The sequence below is a fragment of the Sphingomonas sp. genome (assembly GCF_048594985.1).
Taxonomy (GTDB): domain Bacteria; phylum Pseudomonadota; class Alphaproteobacteria; order Sphingomonadales; family Sphingomonadaceae; genus Sphingomonas_I.
The window spans coordinates 1-14,676 of record NZ_JBMDXG010000281.1 but is presented as its reverse complement, the minus strand read 5'-3'; the positions used below and the strand labels follow the sequence as shown (position 1 = coordinate 14,676).

Annotated in this window: 15 protein-coding genes and 1 rRNA gene; 10 read left to right on the top strand and 6 right to left on the bottom strand. The window is 66.8% G+C overall.

Annotated elements, in window-relative coordinates; genetic code table 11:
- From ACOJSF_RS11385 to ACOJSF_RS11360, 6 genes are all read right to left on the bottom strand, one after another.
- A partial coding sequence (locus ACOJSF_RS11385; protein ID WP_420142314.1) for a hypothetical protein occupies positions 1-346 on the bottom strand: 346 nt, incomplete at its 3' end.
- Positions 346-564 carry a hypothetical protein gene (locus tag ACOJSF_RS11380; protein WP_420142313.1) on the bottom strand — a complete coding sequence of 73 codons (219 nt, stop codon included), beginning with the start codon at positions 562-564 and terminating at the stop codon, positions 346-348. The genes ACOJSF_RS11380 and ACOJSF_RS11385, both read right to left, overlap by 1 nt.
- Positions 561-752, bottom strand: a complete 192-nt coding sequence (locus tag ACOJSF_RS11375; protein WP_420142312.1) for a hypothetical protein — start codon at positions 750-752, stop codon at positions 561-563. The genes ACOJSF_RS11380 and ACOJSF_RS11375 overlap by 4 nt, the downstream gene beginning before the upstream one ends.
- A gap of 193 nt (positions 753-945) precedes the next feature.
- Positions 946-1,113 (bottom strand): helix-turn-helix domain-containing protein, encoded by a 168-nt coding sequence (locus ACOJSF_RS11370; protein ID WP_420142311.1) that lies wholly within the window; start codon positions 1,111-1,113, stop codon positions 946-948.
- Positions 1,114-1,192: 79 nt separating this feature from the next.
- On the bottom strand, positions 1,193-1,840 hold the full coding sequence (locus ACOJSF_RS11365) for a hypothetical protein (RefSeq protein WP_420142310.1): 648 nt from the start codon (positions 1,838-1,840) through the stop codon (positions 1,193-1,195).
- Complete coding sequence (locus ACOJSF_RS11360; protein ID WP_420142309.1) at positions 1,840-3,072, bottom strand: tyrosine-type recombinase/integrase; 1,233 nt, start codon at positions 3,070-3,072, stop codon at positions 1,840-1,842. The genes ACOJSF_RS11365 and ACOJSF_RS11360 overlap by 1 nt, the downstream gene beginning before the upstream one ends.
- 306 nt (positions 3,073-3,378) lie before the next feature.
- Here ACOJSF_RS11360 and ACOJSF_RS11355 point away from each other — a divergent pair, with 306 nt between their 5' ends.
- From ACOJSF_RS11355 to ACOJSF_RS11310, 10 genes are all read left to right on the top strand, one after another.
- Positions 3,379-5,205: a putative bifunctional diguanylate cyclase/phosphodiesterase gene (locus ACOJSF_RS11355; RefSeq protein WP_420142308.1), complete on the top strand. Its 1,827-nt coding sequence runs from the start codon at positions 3,379-3,381 to the stop codon at positions 5,203-5,205.
- A 141-nt stretch (positions 5,206-5,346) separates the two neighbouring features.
- Positions 5,347-6,630, top strand: coding sequence for a glycoside hydrolase family 130 protein (locus ACOJSF_RS11350; protein WP_420142315.1), 1,284 nt, complete (start codon positions 5,347-5,349; stop codon positions 6,628-6,630).
- A 42-nt stretch (positions 6,631-6,672) separates the two neighbouring features.
- Positions 6,673-8,529 (top strand): signal peptide peptidase SppA, encoded by a 1,857-nt coding sequence (gene sppA / locus ACOJSF_RS11345; protein WP_420142307.1) that lies wholly within the window; start codon positions 6,673-6,675, stop codon positions 8,527-8,529.
- A gap of 45 nt (positions 8,530-8,574) precedes the next feature.
- On the top strand, positions 8,575-9,834 hold the full coding sequence (hisS, locus tag ACOJSF_RS11340; protein ID WP_420142306.1) for a histidine--tRNA ligase: 1,260 nt from the start codon (positions 8,575-8,577) through the stop codon (positions 9,832-9,834).
- 124 nt (positions 9,835-9,958) lie between these two features.
- A complete protein-coding gene (gene prfA, locus ACOJSF_RS11335) occupies positions 9,959-11,041 on the top strand; it encodes a peptide chain release factor 1 (protein WP_420142305.1) in 1,083 nt (360 codons plus the stop codon).
- Between the two features lie 96 nt (positions 11,042-11,137).
- A complete protein-coding gene (locus ACOJSF_RS11330; protein ID WP_420142304.1) occupies positions 11,138-11,506 on the top strand; it encodes a hypothetical protein in 369 nt (122 codons plus the stop codon).
- Positions 11,503-12,321 (top strand): peptide chain release factor N(5)-glutamine methyltransferase, encoded by an 819-nt coding sequence (prmC, locus tag ACOJSF_RS11325; protein WP_420142303.1) that lies wholly within the window; start codon positions 11,503-11,505, stop codon positions 12,319-12,321. Before ACOJSF_RS11330 ends, prmC begins: the two co-directional genes overlap by 4 nt.
- Before the next feature lie 294 nt (positions 12,322-12,615).
- Positions 12,616-13,338 carry a DUF4167 domain-containing protein gene (locus tag ACOJSF_RS11320; RefSeq protein WP_420142302.1) on the top strand — a complete coding sequence of 241 codons (723 nt, stop codon included), beginning with the start codon at positions 12,616-12,618 and terminating at the stop codon, positions 13,336-13,338.
- A gap of 120 nt (positions 13,339-13,458) precedes the next feature.
- The gene (locus ACOJSF_RS11315; protein WP_420142301.1) at positions 13,459-13,884 is read left to right on the top strand and encodes a CBS domain-containing protein; all 426 of its coding nucleotides are present in this window, start codon (positions 13,459-13,461) and stop codon (positions 13,882-13,884) included.
- A 504-nt stretch (positions 13,885-14,388) separates the two neighbouring features.
- Positions 14,389-14,676: ribosomal RNA gene (locus tag ACOJSF_RS11310) — 16S ribosomal RNA — on the top strand; the annotation flags it as partial.

The following is a 14,676-nucleotide window of genomic DNA, read 5'->3' as shown; positions in this document are numbered from 1 at the left end:
AGACGAGCCAGGCCGCACCGTCACAGAAGCCTTCTACGGATTTGATCACCACGTCGGCCGGGTGGTTGCCCCGATCCACGTCGCCACAGAGCGCAACGAACGTGCCCGCCTGCCGCTGGCGGGCGTGCTCCCGCGCGTCGTGCCCGCAATAGCTGCTCGGGATGCAGGCGGGGCTATGGCGCTTGTCGCGCGAAGCCGGCGGCATCGCAAACACCTCAGCGAGCGAAATGGTGGGATAGTCCTCGCCCGTATCGATGTGCGTATCGTGCTGGCCGTTGAACACCGCCACGCGGTGAGCCGTCCACGCCTGGCTGCCCGGATCGGTCGGAATCTGAGCCGTCGCCATCAGAGGTCCACCACCATGATCGTACCCAGGTCGGGCGTCAGGGAGGAAAGGAAGCGGTTTCGGGCAGCCTTGTAGGCTGGCAAAAGCTGGCGGCCCCGCCGGCCGTGAGGCACGCGAGGGGACCACACGGCGTTGAGCTGTCCGTGCTGGAGCTTGAACTCGACGGAGAAACCTCGGCCGAGATCATAGGGGCGCGAATGTGCGACGGGCCGGGTCATGCCGCCTCTCCCGTCTCATCGCGGATGGGCCAGCCGTGCACGTTCTTTGGGCTGTCGGCATATCGCGGCGCCTCGCGCAGGGTCGGGCGTTCGGTGTTGCAGTTCGACCAGGCCCGACCCGGCTCAACGGTGATGTCGAAACCGACGCCGAAGGGTTCGGGGCGGATGAAGATGACGTGATCAGCCACAGGCCGCCTCCCCGATTTCAGGGCGGAGCCAGTGCGTCGCGATGATGCGACCCGGTTGCGATTTCAGGGTATCGAGAGTATCTGTCGAAGCGTTGGTGTTGAAGAAGTTCACAGTGCCCCGTTCGGTCTGGCAGGACCGGCGGGGCGCTTCGCTGTTAGGCCGAAGCGCACCCCACATGACGGAGATGAGCAATCACGCAGCCTGATCCACCAGAGCGCGGATGCTGTCTGTGCGGATGAGTGTGCGTCGCCCGATCTTGACCGTGCGAAGCCTCCCCTCGCCGATCAGCTCATAGATCTTTGTATTGCCGATGCCGAGGGCCTTGCGGGCGCCTTCAACGGTCACGGTTACAGGGTCCATCTGGTTTGCCTCCTCCATGCTGACGGACGTCAGCGGGTGAAGGCGAACATCGGTGAAAAGGCGGCCTTTTGACGGGAGCCTACTTTTGCGAAGCGGGGGTGGATTCTTGCGAGTTTCCAGCAGTTAGCATGAACCATCGCGTATCCGCAGGTGGCTGCACGCCCCGCTGTCGCGGCAGCACGATGCGGGCCTGCGACGCCTTAACGGCGTGCCCCAGCCAGCTATGATCATCGAATAGAAGGTCGCGAACCTGCTCAAGTTGAACTGATCGCGGGAAATTGCCCGCTTCAAAGTAGCGTCCACGTCGCGTTTTTAGCATCGTCTCGCGAAAGCCTGCTGCCAAGTGGGCTACAGGCAAATACGGTTTCCAAACCGTCTTCTTGTCTCGTTCTTTAAGAGACGAGGCAAGCGATCGGGCATAGTCCCGAGCTGCTCCCGAATGATCGAAATCAGACTTCACGAGGTTCGCGAACATCCGATCAAACCAATCCCCAACCTCGATAGCGTGACGTAGCTGCGTCCAAACTGTCGACACCGCGTCGAGCACCTGATCTCGGCTCCGATTGTTAAAGGGGCGCTCACCCTCCAGGACAAGATGAAAATCGCGGAGCTTCTTCATCCCTGCCACGACGTTGGTCGGCTTGGCGATCTGGGCCAACAGACGCGCAGCTCCCTCGCTGTTCTCAGGTATGGATACGAGAGACACTTTGATCTTGAGCTCAGCCATCAGGGAGCGCTCCGGTGTCCGCTGGCGAGATGCTCTGCCCACGCATCGAGCAGCTTCCGCCGCATCTCAACAAAGCTGGTCCGCTTGTAAGCTCGAACCACCTTGTCGGGCACGACATGCGCAAGAGCAGCCTCGGCAACGGGATCAGGTATCTCCGGCATCTTCTCCGCAGCCCAGTCGCGGAACGAGCTGCGAAAGCCGTGCGCGTTATAGGGCTGCTTGGCGTCGCGCAGGACCTTGTTCATCGTCATGTCCGACAACATGCCGCCCTGCGGCCCAGCGAAAATCAGCTCGTCGGCTTTGGGCTCCCTGGCGCCCTTCATCTCCTTGAGCAGAGCGACGGCGGCGGCGTTGAGCGTTACCGTATGCGGAGGAGCGTCAGTGCCCTTCATCAGCTCGGCGGGCCGTCGCCACTCCTTCTTATCGAAATCGATCTGTCCCCAGCGAGCGCCCCGGACCTCGCCCGGCCGCGCGGCGGTGTAGATCTGGAAGAGCAGCGCTCGCCGTCCCGTCGAGGCCGGCTTGCTGGTCAACTCCGCGACGAACGCGGGAAGCTCGGCATAAGGCATCGCGTCATAGTTTCCGCCCTTGGGCTGGCGGGGCAAACCGACCGTCACCGATCGACCAGGCGCCTCGGTCGGCCGCCACCCCTTTCCATGAGCGAAGTTCAGCACCGTACCGATCCGCTGCCGTACTTTCCGAGCCATGTCGGGCTTCGCTGTCCAGATCGGCGCCAGCACGGCGGAAATGTCTGCGGCGGTTATCCCGTCCACGCGCTTATTGCCCAGGCCATCGAAGGCGTGGTTCTCAAGGGAACTGAGGAAGGTCTGCGCGCCCTTGGCGGTCCATCCGCTCTTCAGCGCCGCGTGCGCTTCCTTGGCGGCATCCATGAACTTGGGGATGGAGCGACGCTCGCGGTCACGCTCGAGAACCGGATCGAGCCCGGCTTTTGCGGCGGCACGCAGGATGTTCGCCTTCTCCCGCGCCTCGCCAAGCGTGAGGAGCCTGCGATGAAGTATGGGTATCGCGATCGGGGACGGATCACCCTTGCCGGTTGCTCGTGAGGACAGGTCAGCGGTGCCAAGCCCAACATCGCGGCGCTTACCGTCGGCCTGGATCCGGAGCAGCCATGACCGCGCGCCCGTTGGCTTGACCAGAAGGTACAGGCCGCCGCCATCGGCATGGCGACCTGCCTTGGCGTTCTTCACTGTCAGGGCCGTCAGCTTAGCCATTCCGCTCCCTAGTCCGTTCCCACACTTTGACGCGGCTAGAGGCGAACGTCAACGAACAGTTACGGAACATATGGGCGCTTTTCGTTCCGCTCTCCTTAGAGAAAACGATCATCGGCGAACAACCACGAACAACTAGTTCGATGCTGTCCCTGGGCACCATTCCGCGTATCGCGCCGCAATTCGCTGATCCTTTCGCGCCGATTTTGCGATCCAATTTCAATTGGAAAGCAAAATTGCGTAAAAGGATTGGAAACCATCCTTGGTTTACCTTTGGCGCATCTCGCGTTATAGAGCAGCCCCAGAAATATGCGTTCGATTGCCTCCACTAGCGCCGATCAAGTCGGCGCGCAGTCGCTTCCAGCGCATAACAGTTCTTTTGATCATCGATCCGATCCCGAAATCGATAGCATCGTCGAATTGGCGGCATCTGTTTTTCAGTCATCTGCCATTTTTGTCTCGAAAATTGAACATGAGCGGCACTCGGTTGCGGAGTGTCCCGAATTCGAACGTGATTTCGACCTCGCGACAACGCCGTTGCTGCAACATTTGTTGGATCACGACGGGATGTTAGTCGTGGAAAATGCGCGCCGGGATATGCGCTTCTCGGCCGATCGTTTCGTTTTGGGCGCTCCGAATGTTTCCTTCCTTGCCGCGGTGCGACTGCGGGCCGCGACGGGCCCCATATTAGGCGCGCTGTGCGTATTCGGGCCCGAGCCGCGCATGTTTGATGCGGCCCAGCGTCGCCAACTCGACGGCCTTGCACGCCTCCTCACCGAACGGCTCGTGCAACGGCATGCGGCGCGGCTTCGTGATCAGGACGAGGAGAGGCTCGCCCGATTGGCGCATTTCGACGCGCTGACTGGCTTGCCGAACCGCGCATACTTCCTGGATGAGGCGAGGGCGCTGATCGGACGGCAGCAGTCCGGGGCGGTCCTGCTGTTCGATCTCGATGGCTTCAAGGACGTGAACGATTCGCTCGGGCATGGGGTCGGCGACGCGCTGTTGGCCGTCATCGGCGATCGGCTTCGTCAGGAGGCCGATCCCGGTCACCTGCTCGCACGCCTCGGCGGTGACGAGTTCGCGCTGCTGGTTCCGGAGCTTGCCGACCCGCGCGAGGCCCATCGTATCGCGGTCGACTTGCGCAACGGCTTTCGCCGCGGCTTCGCGGTGGATGACGAGCTTCTCCGGCTCGATACCAGCATCGGGATCGCGGTCGCACCCCATCATGGCGATACGATCGACGCGCTCCTCGCCGCCGCCGATCTCGCGCTTCGTCAGGCGAAGGAGAAGGGCGGCGGTGCGGTCGGCTATTACGAGCCGCACATGCGCCATCAGGTCGAATCGCGACGGCAGCTTCAGGCGGAGCTTCGCCGCGCGTTCGACGAAGCGCAGTTCGAAGTCTATTATCAACCGCAGATCGATCTCGCGACGCGCCGCGTCACCGGCGTCGAGGCGTTGTTGCGTTGGCGTCATCCTGATCATGGCATCCTGCCGCCGGCGCAGTTCCTCGACGTTCTCGACCGGATGCCGCTGGCCGCGGCCGTGGGTCACTGGGTGTTGCGCACGGCGGTCAGGCAGGGGGCGGCGTGGCGACGGGCAGGAACGCCGCTGCGCGTGGGCGTCAATCTGTTCGCCGCGCAATTCCGCTCCGGCAGCCTCGCCGATCGCGTCGCCAATGAGTTGCGCGACCACCAGCTTCCGCCCGACTTGCTGGAGATCGAGTTGACCGAAACGGTCGCGGTCAAGAACCGGAATGTGGTGATGGGCACGCTGGCGGCGCTCAGGCAGCAGGGCGTGGGTGTGTCCCTCGACGATTTCGGGACAGGCTACGCCTCGCTCAGCCTGCTCAAGGAACTGCCGGTGACGCGGCTGAAGATCGACCGCACCTTCGTGCGCGATCTCGCGCCCGACACGTGCGACGCGGTCGTCGTCGATGCGATCCTCCGCATCGGCCGGACGTTCGGACTGGGGGTGGTCGCCGAGGGCGTCGAGACCCCCGATCAGGAAGTGTGGCTCGAACGCGCCGGCTGTCAGGAAGTGCAGGGCTACCTCCATGGCAAGCCGATGCCGGTGGAGACGCTGACCGCCCTGCTCGCGCCGCAGCGGGCCGAGCCTGTCGGAAAGTCCGCCTGACCCCGCGCGCGGACGCGCCCCCGGTCCGTTGGCGGCGGGCATGCGGGGTCGCGACGCCTTTCGTTACGGAACCAACCCTGTTCGCGCGCTTTCCGTGACCGTTCGCGGCTGCGGGAGGATCACGTGAAGGGTACAGACCTGATGACGCATCTGGACGTCATCCTTCGTTCGGATCCCTCGCGCACCGTCGTCCGCCCGTTCGAGCCGGGCGATCCCGAAGGGTTCGTAGATCCCGACCGGCCGCGCGCGGCGCGCATCGCCGAGCGGATCATGACCCTCGACGAAGACGGGCTGGATGCCGAACTCAATCGGATCAAAGGCTCCTTCTCAGCGCCGAGCGAGCGGTTGCGCCAATATCTCCTCGATCGGCTCAACGAGATCCCCGGCCTGGGCGTCGACCGCGCCGCTTTGTCGGAGAAGCAGGCGCTCGTGATCGGCGGCTATTTCTGCGAGGAATATTCGTTCGAGGCGGCGGCCCTGTTCAACCCAAGCGTCGTGCTGTGGCCCGATCAGTCGGGCGTGCCCGAAGGCTCGCTCCGCTTCGTCATGGCGCTGCGCGGCATTGGCGAGGGGCACATGTCGTCGGTCACGTTCCGGACCGGCACGTGGACGCCGGGCAAGTCGCTGGAGGTCGACAAGCCCAGTCCGATGGCGATCCCCCCGCACGTTCGCAAAAGCGACGGCGACGCGGTCCGGCAGCATGTCGTGATGGACTGCGGCGGCAGTCACGACGTGTCCGAAACCGTGCTGTTCCCCGTCACGAAGGCGCAGTCGCAGGGCGTCGAGGATTTGCGGCTGGTCCGGTTCGAGGAGGAGGACGGCGGGATCAGCTATCTCGGCACCTACACCGCCTTCAGCGGCGCGTCGGCCCGGTCGGAGCTGCTGCGGGTCGGCCCGGACTTCAAGACGTTCGAGATGACACCGCTCACCGGCGCGCTGTCGGGCGGCAAGGGCATGGCGCTGTTTCCGCGCATGATCGACGGTCGCTACGCGATGCTGACGCGCCACGATAACGAGAATGTCTGGCTGGCCTATTCCGACGACATCCTCGTCTGGGACAAGGCGGAGAAGATCCTGATCCCGCCGCGTTTCTCGTGGGAATTCGTCCAGATGGGCAATTGCGGGTCGCCGATCGAGATCGACGAAGGCTGGCTGGTGCTCACCCACGGCGTCGGATCGGTGCGCAATTACTGCCTCGGCGCGAGCCTGCTGGACAAGAAGGATCCGGGAAAGCTGCTCGGGCGGATGCGCCTGCCGCTCGTCCATCCCAGCCCCAAGGAACGCGACGGCTATGTCCCCAATGTAGTCTATAGCTGCGGCGGCCTGGTCCACGGGCGGACGCTGCTGCTGCCCTACGGCGTCGCCGACAGCTTCACGACCTTCGCCACGGTCGAGGTGGATGCCATACTCGACGCGATGGTCTAGCGGCGCGCGATCGCCTAAGTCCTGGCGCATGGAGATGCGGGCATGGGCGTGATGCGGGGTTTGTGGCGGCTGCTGGTCGGGGTGAAGGACGCGCTCGTCCTGCTCCTGCTGCTCCTGTTCTTCTTCCTCCTCTATGCCGCGCTGTCGGTCCGGCCCAACCCGACCCTGCCGGCCAGTGGCGCGCTGCTGCTGCGGCTGAACGGCGCGATCGTCGAGCAGCCCGAGGATGCCGATCCGCTCGCGCTTCTGTCTGGCAACGGCCCGGCGACGCGCGAATATCGCCTGCGCGACGTGGTGCGCGCGATCGAGGTCGCGACCAGCGACACGTCGATCAAGGCGATCGTGCTCGACCTCGACCGCTTCACCGGCGGCGGCCAGGCGGCGCTGGCGACCGTGGGCGACGCGCTCGACAAGGCGCGGCGCGCGGGCAAGCCGGTGCTTGCTTACGCCACCGGCTATGCCGACGACGGCTATCTGCTCGCCGCGCATGCCAGCGAGGTTTGGCTCGATCCGCTCGGCGCGGTGCTGATCCAGGGGCCGGGCGGCCCCCGGCTTTATTATAAGGGGCTGCTCGACAAGCTCGGGGTGACCGCCAACGTCTACCGCGTCGGCACGTACAAATCGGCGGTCGAGCCCTATATCCGCAGCGACCAGTCGCCCGAGGCGCGGGCCGCCAATCAGGCGCTGGCCGACGCGCTGCTCGCGACGTGGATGGACGATGTCGGGCGCGCGCGGCCCAAGGCGAAGCTTGCCGATTATGTCCGCGATCCGGCGGGCGTGCTGGCGGCGGCGGGCGGCGACAGCGGGACGGCCGCGCGTAACTCCGGGCTGGTCGACGTGCTGGGCCCGCGCGCGGCGTTCGAGCAGCGCGTGGCGAAGCTCGCCGGCCCCGCGTCCGATGGCACCTATTCGGCCGTGAGCCTGCCTGCCTATCTCGCGGCCAAGCCCGCGCCCGCCGCCGGCGGGGTCGGCGTGCTGACGGTGGCGGGCACGATCACCGACGGCACCGCCGGGCCCGGCACCGCCGCCGGCGATACGGTCGCGGGGTTGCTGACCGAGGAGCTCGCTCGCAAGCGGATCAAGGCACTGGTCGTGCGCGTCGATTCGCCCGGCGGATCGGTCACCGGGGGCGAACGGATCCGCAGCGCGATCCTCGCTGCCAAGGCGCAGGGGCTGCCGATCGTGGTGTCGATGGGCTCGGTCGCGGCGTCGGGCGGCTATTGGGTGTCGACCCCTGGCCGGATGATCTTTGCAGAGCCGTCGACCGTCACGGGTTCGATCGGGGTGTTCGGCGTGATCCCCACCTTTGCCGGCGCGCTCCAGAAGCTCGGGCTGTCGGCCGACGGCGTCGCCACCACGCCGCTGTCGGGCCAGCCCGACGTGCTGCGCGGCACCTCGCCCGATTTCGATCGGCTGGTGCAGACCGGCGTCGAGAATATCTACGCCCGCTTCGTCGGCCTCGTCGCCGAATCGCGTCATTTGCCGCGCGAGCGCGTCGATGAGATCGGGCAGGGCCGCGTCTGGGCGGGCGGCACCGCGCGCCAGATCGGGCTGGTCGACCGGTTCGGCGGACTCGACGACGCCATCGCCTATGCGGCCGACCAGGCGCACCTCGTCGGCGGGGCGCGCAACCCCCGCTGGATCGAGCGCGAGCCCAACAGCTGGAAGGCGGTGCTGCGCGACTGGACGCAGACGCAGGAGCGTGGCGACGCTCCTGCCGATGCCTGGACCCGCATCGCGCAGGCACCGCAGGACTTACTGCTCCGCGCGCTGGCCGATGCCGAGGCGGTGGCGCGCGGCCCCGCGATCCAGGCGCGCTGCCTCGAATGCGGGCCGGTGGCGACGGCGGGCCCCGCATCGGGGATGGCGCGCGCGCTGGCCCGCCGGCTCGGCCTCTGACGCCCCTCGCGCTCGCCCGCGCAATCCACTAGACGCGCCGGCCAGATGGCGAAGATCGAGACACCCCGGCCCGTCCGCGGCACCCAGAGCATGATCGGCGAGGAGGCGCGGCGCTTCACCCACGTGGTGGAAACGTTCGAACGCGTCCGCCGCCTCTACGGCTTCCAGCGGATCGAAATGCCGGTGTTCGAGGCGACGGCGGTCTTCTCCCGCTCGCTCGGCGAAACCACCGATGTCGTCTCGAAGGAGATGTACACGTTCGAGGATCGTGGCGGCGACAGCCTGACGCTGCGCCCCGAATTCACCGCCGGCATCGCGCGTGCTTATCTGAGCGAGGGGTGGCAGCACTATGCCCCGCTCAAGGTCGCGACGCACGGGCCCCTGTTTCGCTACGAACGCCCGCAGAAGGGGCGCTTCCGCCAGTTCCACCAGCTCGATGCCGAGGTGATCGGCGCGGCCGAGCCGGCGGCGGACGTCGAACTGCTCGCTTTCGCCGACCATCTTCTCCACGAACTCGGCGTCGCCGACGGCGCCACGCTCCAGCTCAATACGCTGGGCGACAGCGCCACGCGCGAGGCATGGCGCCAGGCGCTCGTCGCGCATTTCGATGCCCATCGCGGCGACCTGTCCGAGGAGAGCCAGGACCGGCTCGCCAAGAACCCGCTCCGCATCCTCGATTCGAAGGATCCGCGCGACCGCCCGATCGCCGATGCCGCGCCCGAGATCGATGCGCATATGTCGGTCGAAGCGGGCGCGTTCTTCGAGGCGGTGACGAAAGGCCTCGATGCCGCTGGCGTGACGTGGACGCGCAACGCGCGGCTGGTGCGCGGGCTCGATTATTACCGCCATACCGCGTTCGAATTCGTCACCGACCGGCTCGGCGCGCAGGGCACGGTGCTCGGCGGCGGCCGCTATGATGGCCTGATCGAGGCGCTCGGCGGCGCGCCCACCCCTGCGGTCGGCTGGGCGGCGGGGATCGAGCGGCTGGCGATGCTGGTCGATACGCCGCGCCGGACGATGCCGGTTTTCGCTGTGCTTGCCGATACGCCAGAGGATGAGGATCGGGCTGCCCGCGTCACGCGGACGATGCGCGATGCCGGATATGAAGTGCGTAACGGATACGCCCCGAAGGTGAAGCGGAAGGCCGAACTCGCCCGCAAGGCGGAGGTCGATGCGCTAATCTACGTACGCGGGCAGCCCGACCAGGATGCACGGATCAATGTCAGTTCGGGTGGGCGGACGGACTTTACGCTGGACGCGCTTGACGGGATCGTGCGGCAGGCGATCGATGGGGCGGCGCGGTGATTGATGGCGATCGTCATCCCGGACTTGATCCGGGATCCCGCTGCCTTTTTCGGTCGCTTGAAAAAGCGGGACCCCGGATCAAGTCCGGGGTGACGGGGATGGGTTGGATTGCGAGGGACGCGGCATGATCACCATCCCGCTCGACCGCATCCGTCAGATCGAGGCGCGGCGCGACGAATTGTCGGCGCAGATGGCGCGCGGCGATCTCGCGGCCGACCAGTTCGTGAAGCTATCCAAGGACTATGCCGAGCTCGAGCCCGTCGCCGATGCGGCGGCCGAGGTGCGGCGGTATCGGCAGGAGCTCGACACGCTCGCCTTCATCATCTCCGACGAGGATGCCGATCCCGAACTGCGCGTGATGGCCGAGGCCGAGAAGATGGAGCTGGGCGGCAAGCTGGCCGATGCCGAGCGGCGGCTGGCGCTGGCCCTCCTGCCGCGCGACGCGGCCGACGAGCGTTCCGCCATCCTCGAAATCCGTGCCGGGACGGGCGGCGACGAGGCGGCCTTGTTCGCGGGCGACCTGTTCCGCATGTACCAGCGCTATGCCGACACGCGCGGCTGGCGAACCGAGCTCATCTCCGCCTCGCCCGCCGAGCTGGGCGGCTTCAAGGAGGTGGTCGCCGCGATCACCGGCGCGGGCGTGTTCGCGCGTCTCAAGTTCGAAAGCGGAGTGCACCGCGTCCAGCGCGTCCCCGTGACCGAAAGCGGGGGGCGCATCCACACCTCCGCCGCGACCGTCGCGGTGCTGCCGGAAGCGGAGGAGGTCGACGTGCGGATCGACGACAAGGATCTGCGGATCGACGTCTACCGTTCGTCCGGGCCCGGTGGGCAGTCGGTCAACACCACCGATTCGGCGGTGCGTATCACCCACCTGCCGACCAACACCGTCGTCATCCAGCAGGACGAGAAGTCGCAGCACAAGAACAAGGAAAAGGCGATGAAGGTGCTGCGCGCGCGCCTGTACGAGGCGGAGCGTGCGCGCCTGGCCGACGAGCGCGCCGGCACGCGCAAATCCATGGTGGGTTCAGGCGACCGGAGCGAACGTATCCGCACCTACAATTTCCCGCAGGGCCGCGTGACCGACCACCGCATCAACCTGACGCTCCACCGCCTGCCCGAAATCCTGGAAGGCGGCGGCCTCGACGAGCTGGTCGGCGCGTTGATCGCCGAGGACGAAGCGGAGAGGCTGGCGGCGCTGGCCGAATAAGGAAGGCGTGAGGCGCGGGGCGATCATGGTTCGGTTTGGCTTCTCCCTGACGATCTCTCCTCCGGACGCCGGGACCGAAGGCACGGCCGGACGCGCATGATCGCGGCGTTGCTCCTGCTCGCGGAGGTCGCGGCGCCGCTGCCGAAGACGGGTCCGGTCGAACATCTCAAGAAGAGAGTGGTGGAGGCGATCCGCAACTGCCCCGGCGCGCGCGCCGGTGAGGTCGTGGTATGCGCCCCCGACCGGGGCATCGCCGAGGGCTATCGCATCCCCAAGCTCGATCCGCGCTTTGCTTCAGGCGAATTGCGCGCCAGCGGGCGCGGCGAGGTGAAGAGCGGGGTCGGCGCGGCCGGGATCGGCTCCTGCTCGTCGACCGGCGCGGGCGGGGCGGTCGGCTGCGCGCGGCGCGACTACGAGGCATGGGGTGCCGAGCGTCGCCGCCAGCGCGCGGAGAAGCCCGAATGACGCTCGGCCCCGTTTTGGCCGACGCCGCGCGCCGCCTCGCTGCGGTGAGCGAGACGCCCCGGCTCGACGCGGAGCTGCTGATGGCCCACGCGCTGGGCGAGCCGCGCGAGGCGATGCTGCTGGGCGCGCGCGACCGGCCCGTGCCGCCCGGCTTCGCGCCGCTCCTCACGCGCCGGCTGGCGCGCGAGCCGGTCGCCTACCTCGTCGGCCGCCGCGATTTCTGGACGATCACGCTCCGCGTCACGCCCGCGGTGCTGATCCCCCGGCCCGACAGCGAGACGCTGATCGAGGCCGCGCTCGCGCATTTCGGCCGCGTCGGCCCGCGCCGCGTGCTCGATCTGGGCACGGGATCGGGTGCGCTGCTGCTCGCGGCGCTGGCGGAATGGCCCGAGGCGACTGGGCTCGGCATTGATCGGAGCGAGGCCGCGCTCGCCGTCGCGGCGGACAACGCCGTCGCGCTCGGCATGGGCGACCGCGCCGCCTTCGCCCATGCCGGCTGGGAAGCGGGGGCGGCGGGGGACTATGACCTCGTTCTCTGCAACCCGCCTTATATCGGCATCGACGAGCCGCTGCCGCCCGAGGTGCGCGACCACGAGCCCGCCAGCGCGCTGTTCGCCGGCGCCGACGGGCTCGACGATTATCGCGCGATCGCGGCGCAGCTCCACCTGCCCCCCGGCGGCGCGGCCTGTATCGAGATCGGCGCCACGCAGGCGGCGGCGGTGTCCGCGCTGTTCGCCGCGCGCGGCTTCCGGACCGTGCTTCGCCAGGATCTCGCGGGACGCTACCGTTGCCTCGTCGCGACGCCGGATGCCTGACTTTCCTCTTGGAAAGCCGCGTGCGAAGCCTTACATGGACATCACGGATAGGGACATTGCCGAACGCTTCGGCCCGATGTCCCGCCCGAACCCCCCAGGGCTAGGCCGCCGGTTGCGGCGTCTCGGCGAAGCGGCGGACGCGGGACTCGCGAGAGTCTCGATCGCGTCACGCATCGCGAGGATCAGGGGGTAGCGGGCGAAAACAGCCGGGCGATGCCCGGACGCGATCTTCCGGGAAAGGCCCGGAATGGAGTGGTGAAACTGATCACCAGTGACGAGGACTAGACCAACTTGATGAACAACCGTCAGAACGGTCGCCGTCGCGGCCGTGGGGGCCAGCAGACGCGTAGCGGTCAGCCGGGTGGTCCGAACAATGGCAGCCGGGTCGACAACCGCGCGCGCGGCAACGCCGCCCAGCTTCTCGAGAAGTACAAGAATCTCGCGCGCGACGCGCAGATGAGCGGCGACCGGGTCAACACCGAATATTATCTCCAGTTCGCGGACCATTATTTCCGCGTGCTCAACGAGAATCGCGCCCGGTTCGAGGAACAGCGCCCGCAGCGTCCCGATTATCGTGACGAGTTCGGCGACGAGGACGGCGGCGATACCGCGCAGTCGCGTGCCGAGGGCGGCGACAATGGCTGGGACGACGGCGAGGGCGATGTCCAGCCGCAGCAGCGCAGCTACGCTCCGCGCGCGGAACGGGCCGAGCGTCCGGATCGGGTGGAGCGCGCCGCCAACGGTCGTGAAGCCGGCGAAGGCCGGCGCGAGCGTGGGCGTCGCAACGGCACGGTCGCGCCGGCCCCGCTCGTCGAAAGCGATGCCGACGGGCAGAACGAGGCCGCCGGCTTCGCCCCCGACTTCATGAGCCAGCGGATCGCGGCGCCCGCGCCCGATGCCGCCCCTCCGCAGCTGGCCGAGGACGTCGCCGAGGCGGCGATCGAGCCGGCGGTGGAGAAGGCGCCCAAGCCGCGCCGTCCGCGCAAGCCGCGCGCCGAAGCGGTGGTCGAAGCCTGATCCGTCCCTGAACCCCGCGGGCGTGCGAGCGCGCCCGCGCCTTTCCTTCGCGCGCCCGAAGTGGGATGATCGCGGCGAAGCCCGACTCATGGAAGATCGGGCACGCGAAGGAGAGGCGACATGACGCTCGCGACGATTCTTCAGGGCCGCGACGGCCCCGTGGTGCAGGCGGCGCCCGACACACTGGTCCGCGCCGTCATCACCCTGCTTTCGGACAACCGCATCGGCGCCGTCCCCATCGTGGATCAGGATCGGGTCGTCGGGATCATGTCCGAACGCGACGTGGTCCATGCCCTCCGCCGCGATGGCGCCGCGATTCTCGACTGGCCGGTCGAGCGCGTGATGACCCGGCCCCCCATCACCGTCGATCCCTCCGTCACCCCGCTTGCGGGCCTGTCGCTCATGACGCGCCGGCGAATCCGTCACCTGCCCGTGATCGCGGAGGGGCGGATGGTCGGCTTCCTGTCGATCGGCGACCTCGTGAAGGCGCGGATCGAGCTGATCGAATCCGATGTGGAGGCCATGCGCGCCTACATTTCGGGCTGATTCGAGCCTCGGGAGCCCGTGATTCGGGCCCCGGACCGCTCAGCTCATCGCAACATGTCATTCAAAAACGGCGGTTTTTCGGGGGTTTCGGGGGCGGCGCAACAAAATTGCAAAATCTCGGTTGACGGCCCGGGCGACCGGACATAGATAGCACCTCGTCAACGGCGCTTCGCCACGGCGAAACGCGGTTCACCGCTACATCGGCAGCTTCTCTCCCCACCTGGCAACAGGGAGGAAGGAAAGTTGCCGGCGCAGCGGTTCGCTCTTTCTCATTGTCGGTTTGATGAAGGGACATGTGGGCGGCGGCTCCACATCCAACGGCTTCAAGGCGTTGGTCATGTGGTTAAGCAATATGCCGTTCCACGAGTTCCATCCAGGCAGGGCTTCGGCTTTGTCGGGTGAGAATTCAATGTCCCAATACACACCATGTATTGTGCAGGAACGGCTCCTTGAAGTGCGGCCACCTGCGTTCGGGCATTCCCCCGGGCGCGATTGGTCGTTCAAAAACTTGAGAGTTTGATTCTGGCTCAGAACGAACGCTGGCGGCATGCCTAACACATGCAAGTCGAACGAAGGCTTCGGCCTTAGTGGCGCACGGGTGCGTAACGCGTGGGAATCTGCCCTTAGGTACGGAATAACTCGGGGAAACTCGTGCTAATACCGTATGATGTCGCAAGACCAAAGATTTATCGCCTTTGGATGAGCCCGCGTAGGATTAGCTTGTTGGTGAGGTAAAGGCTCACCAAGGCGACGATCCTTAGCTGGTCTGAGAGGATGATCAGCCACACTGGG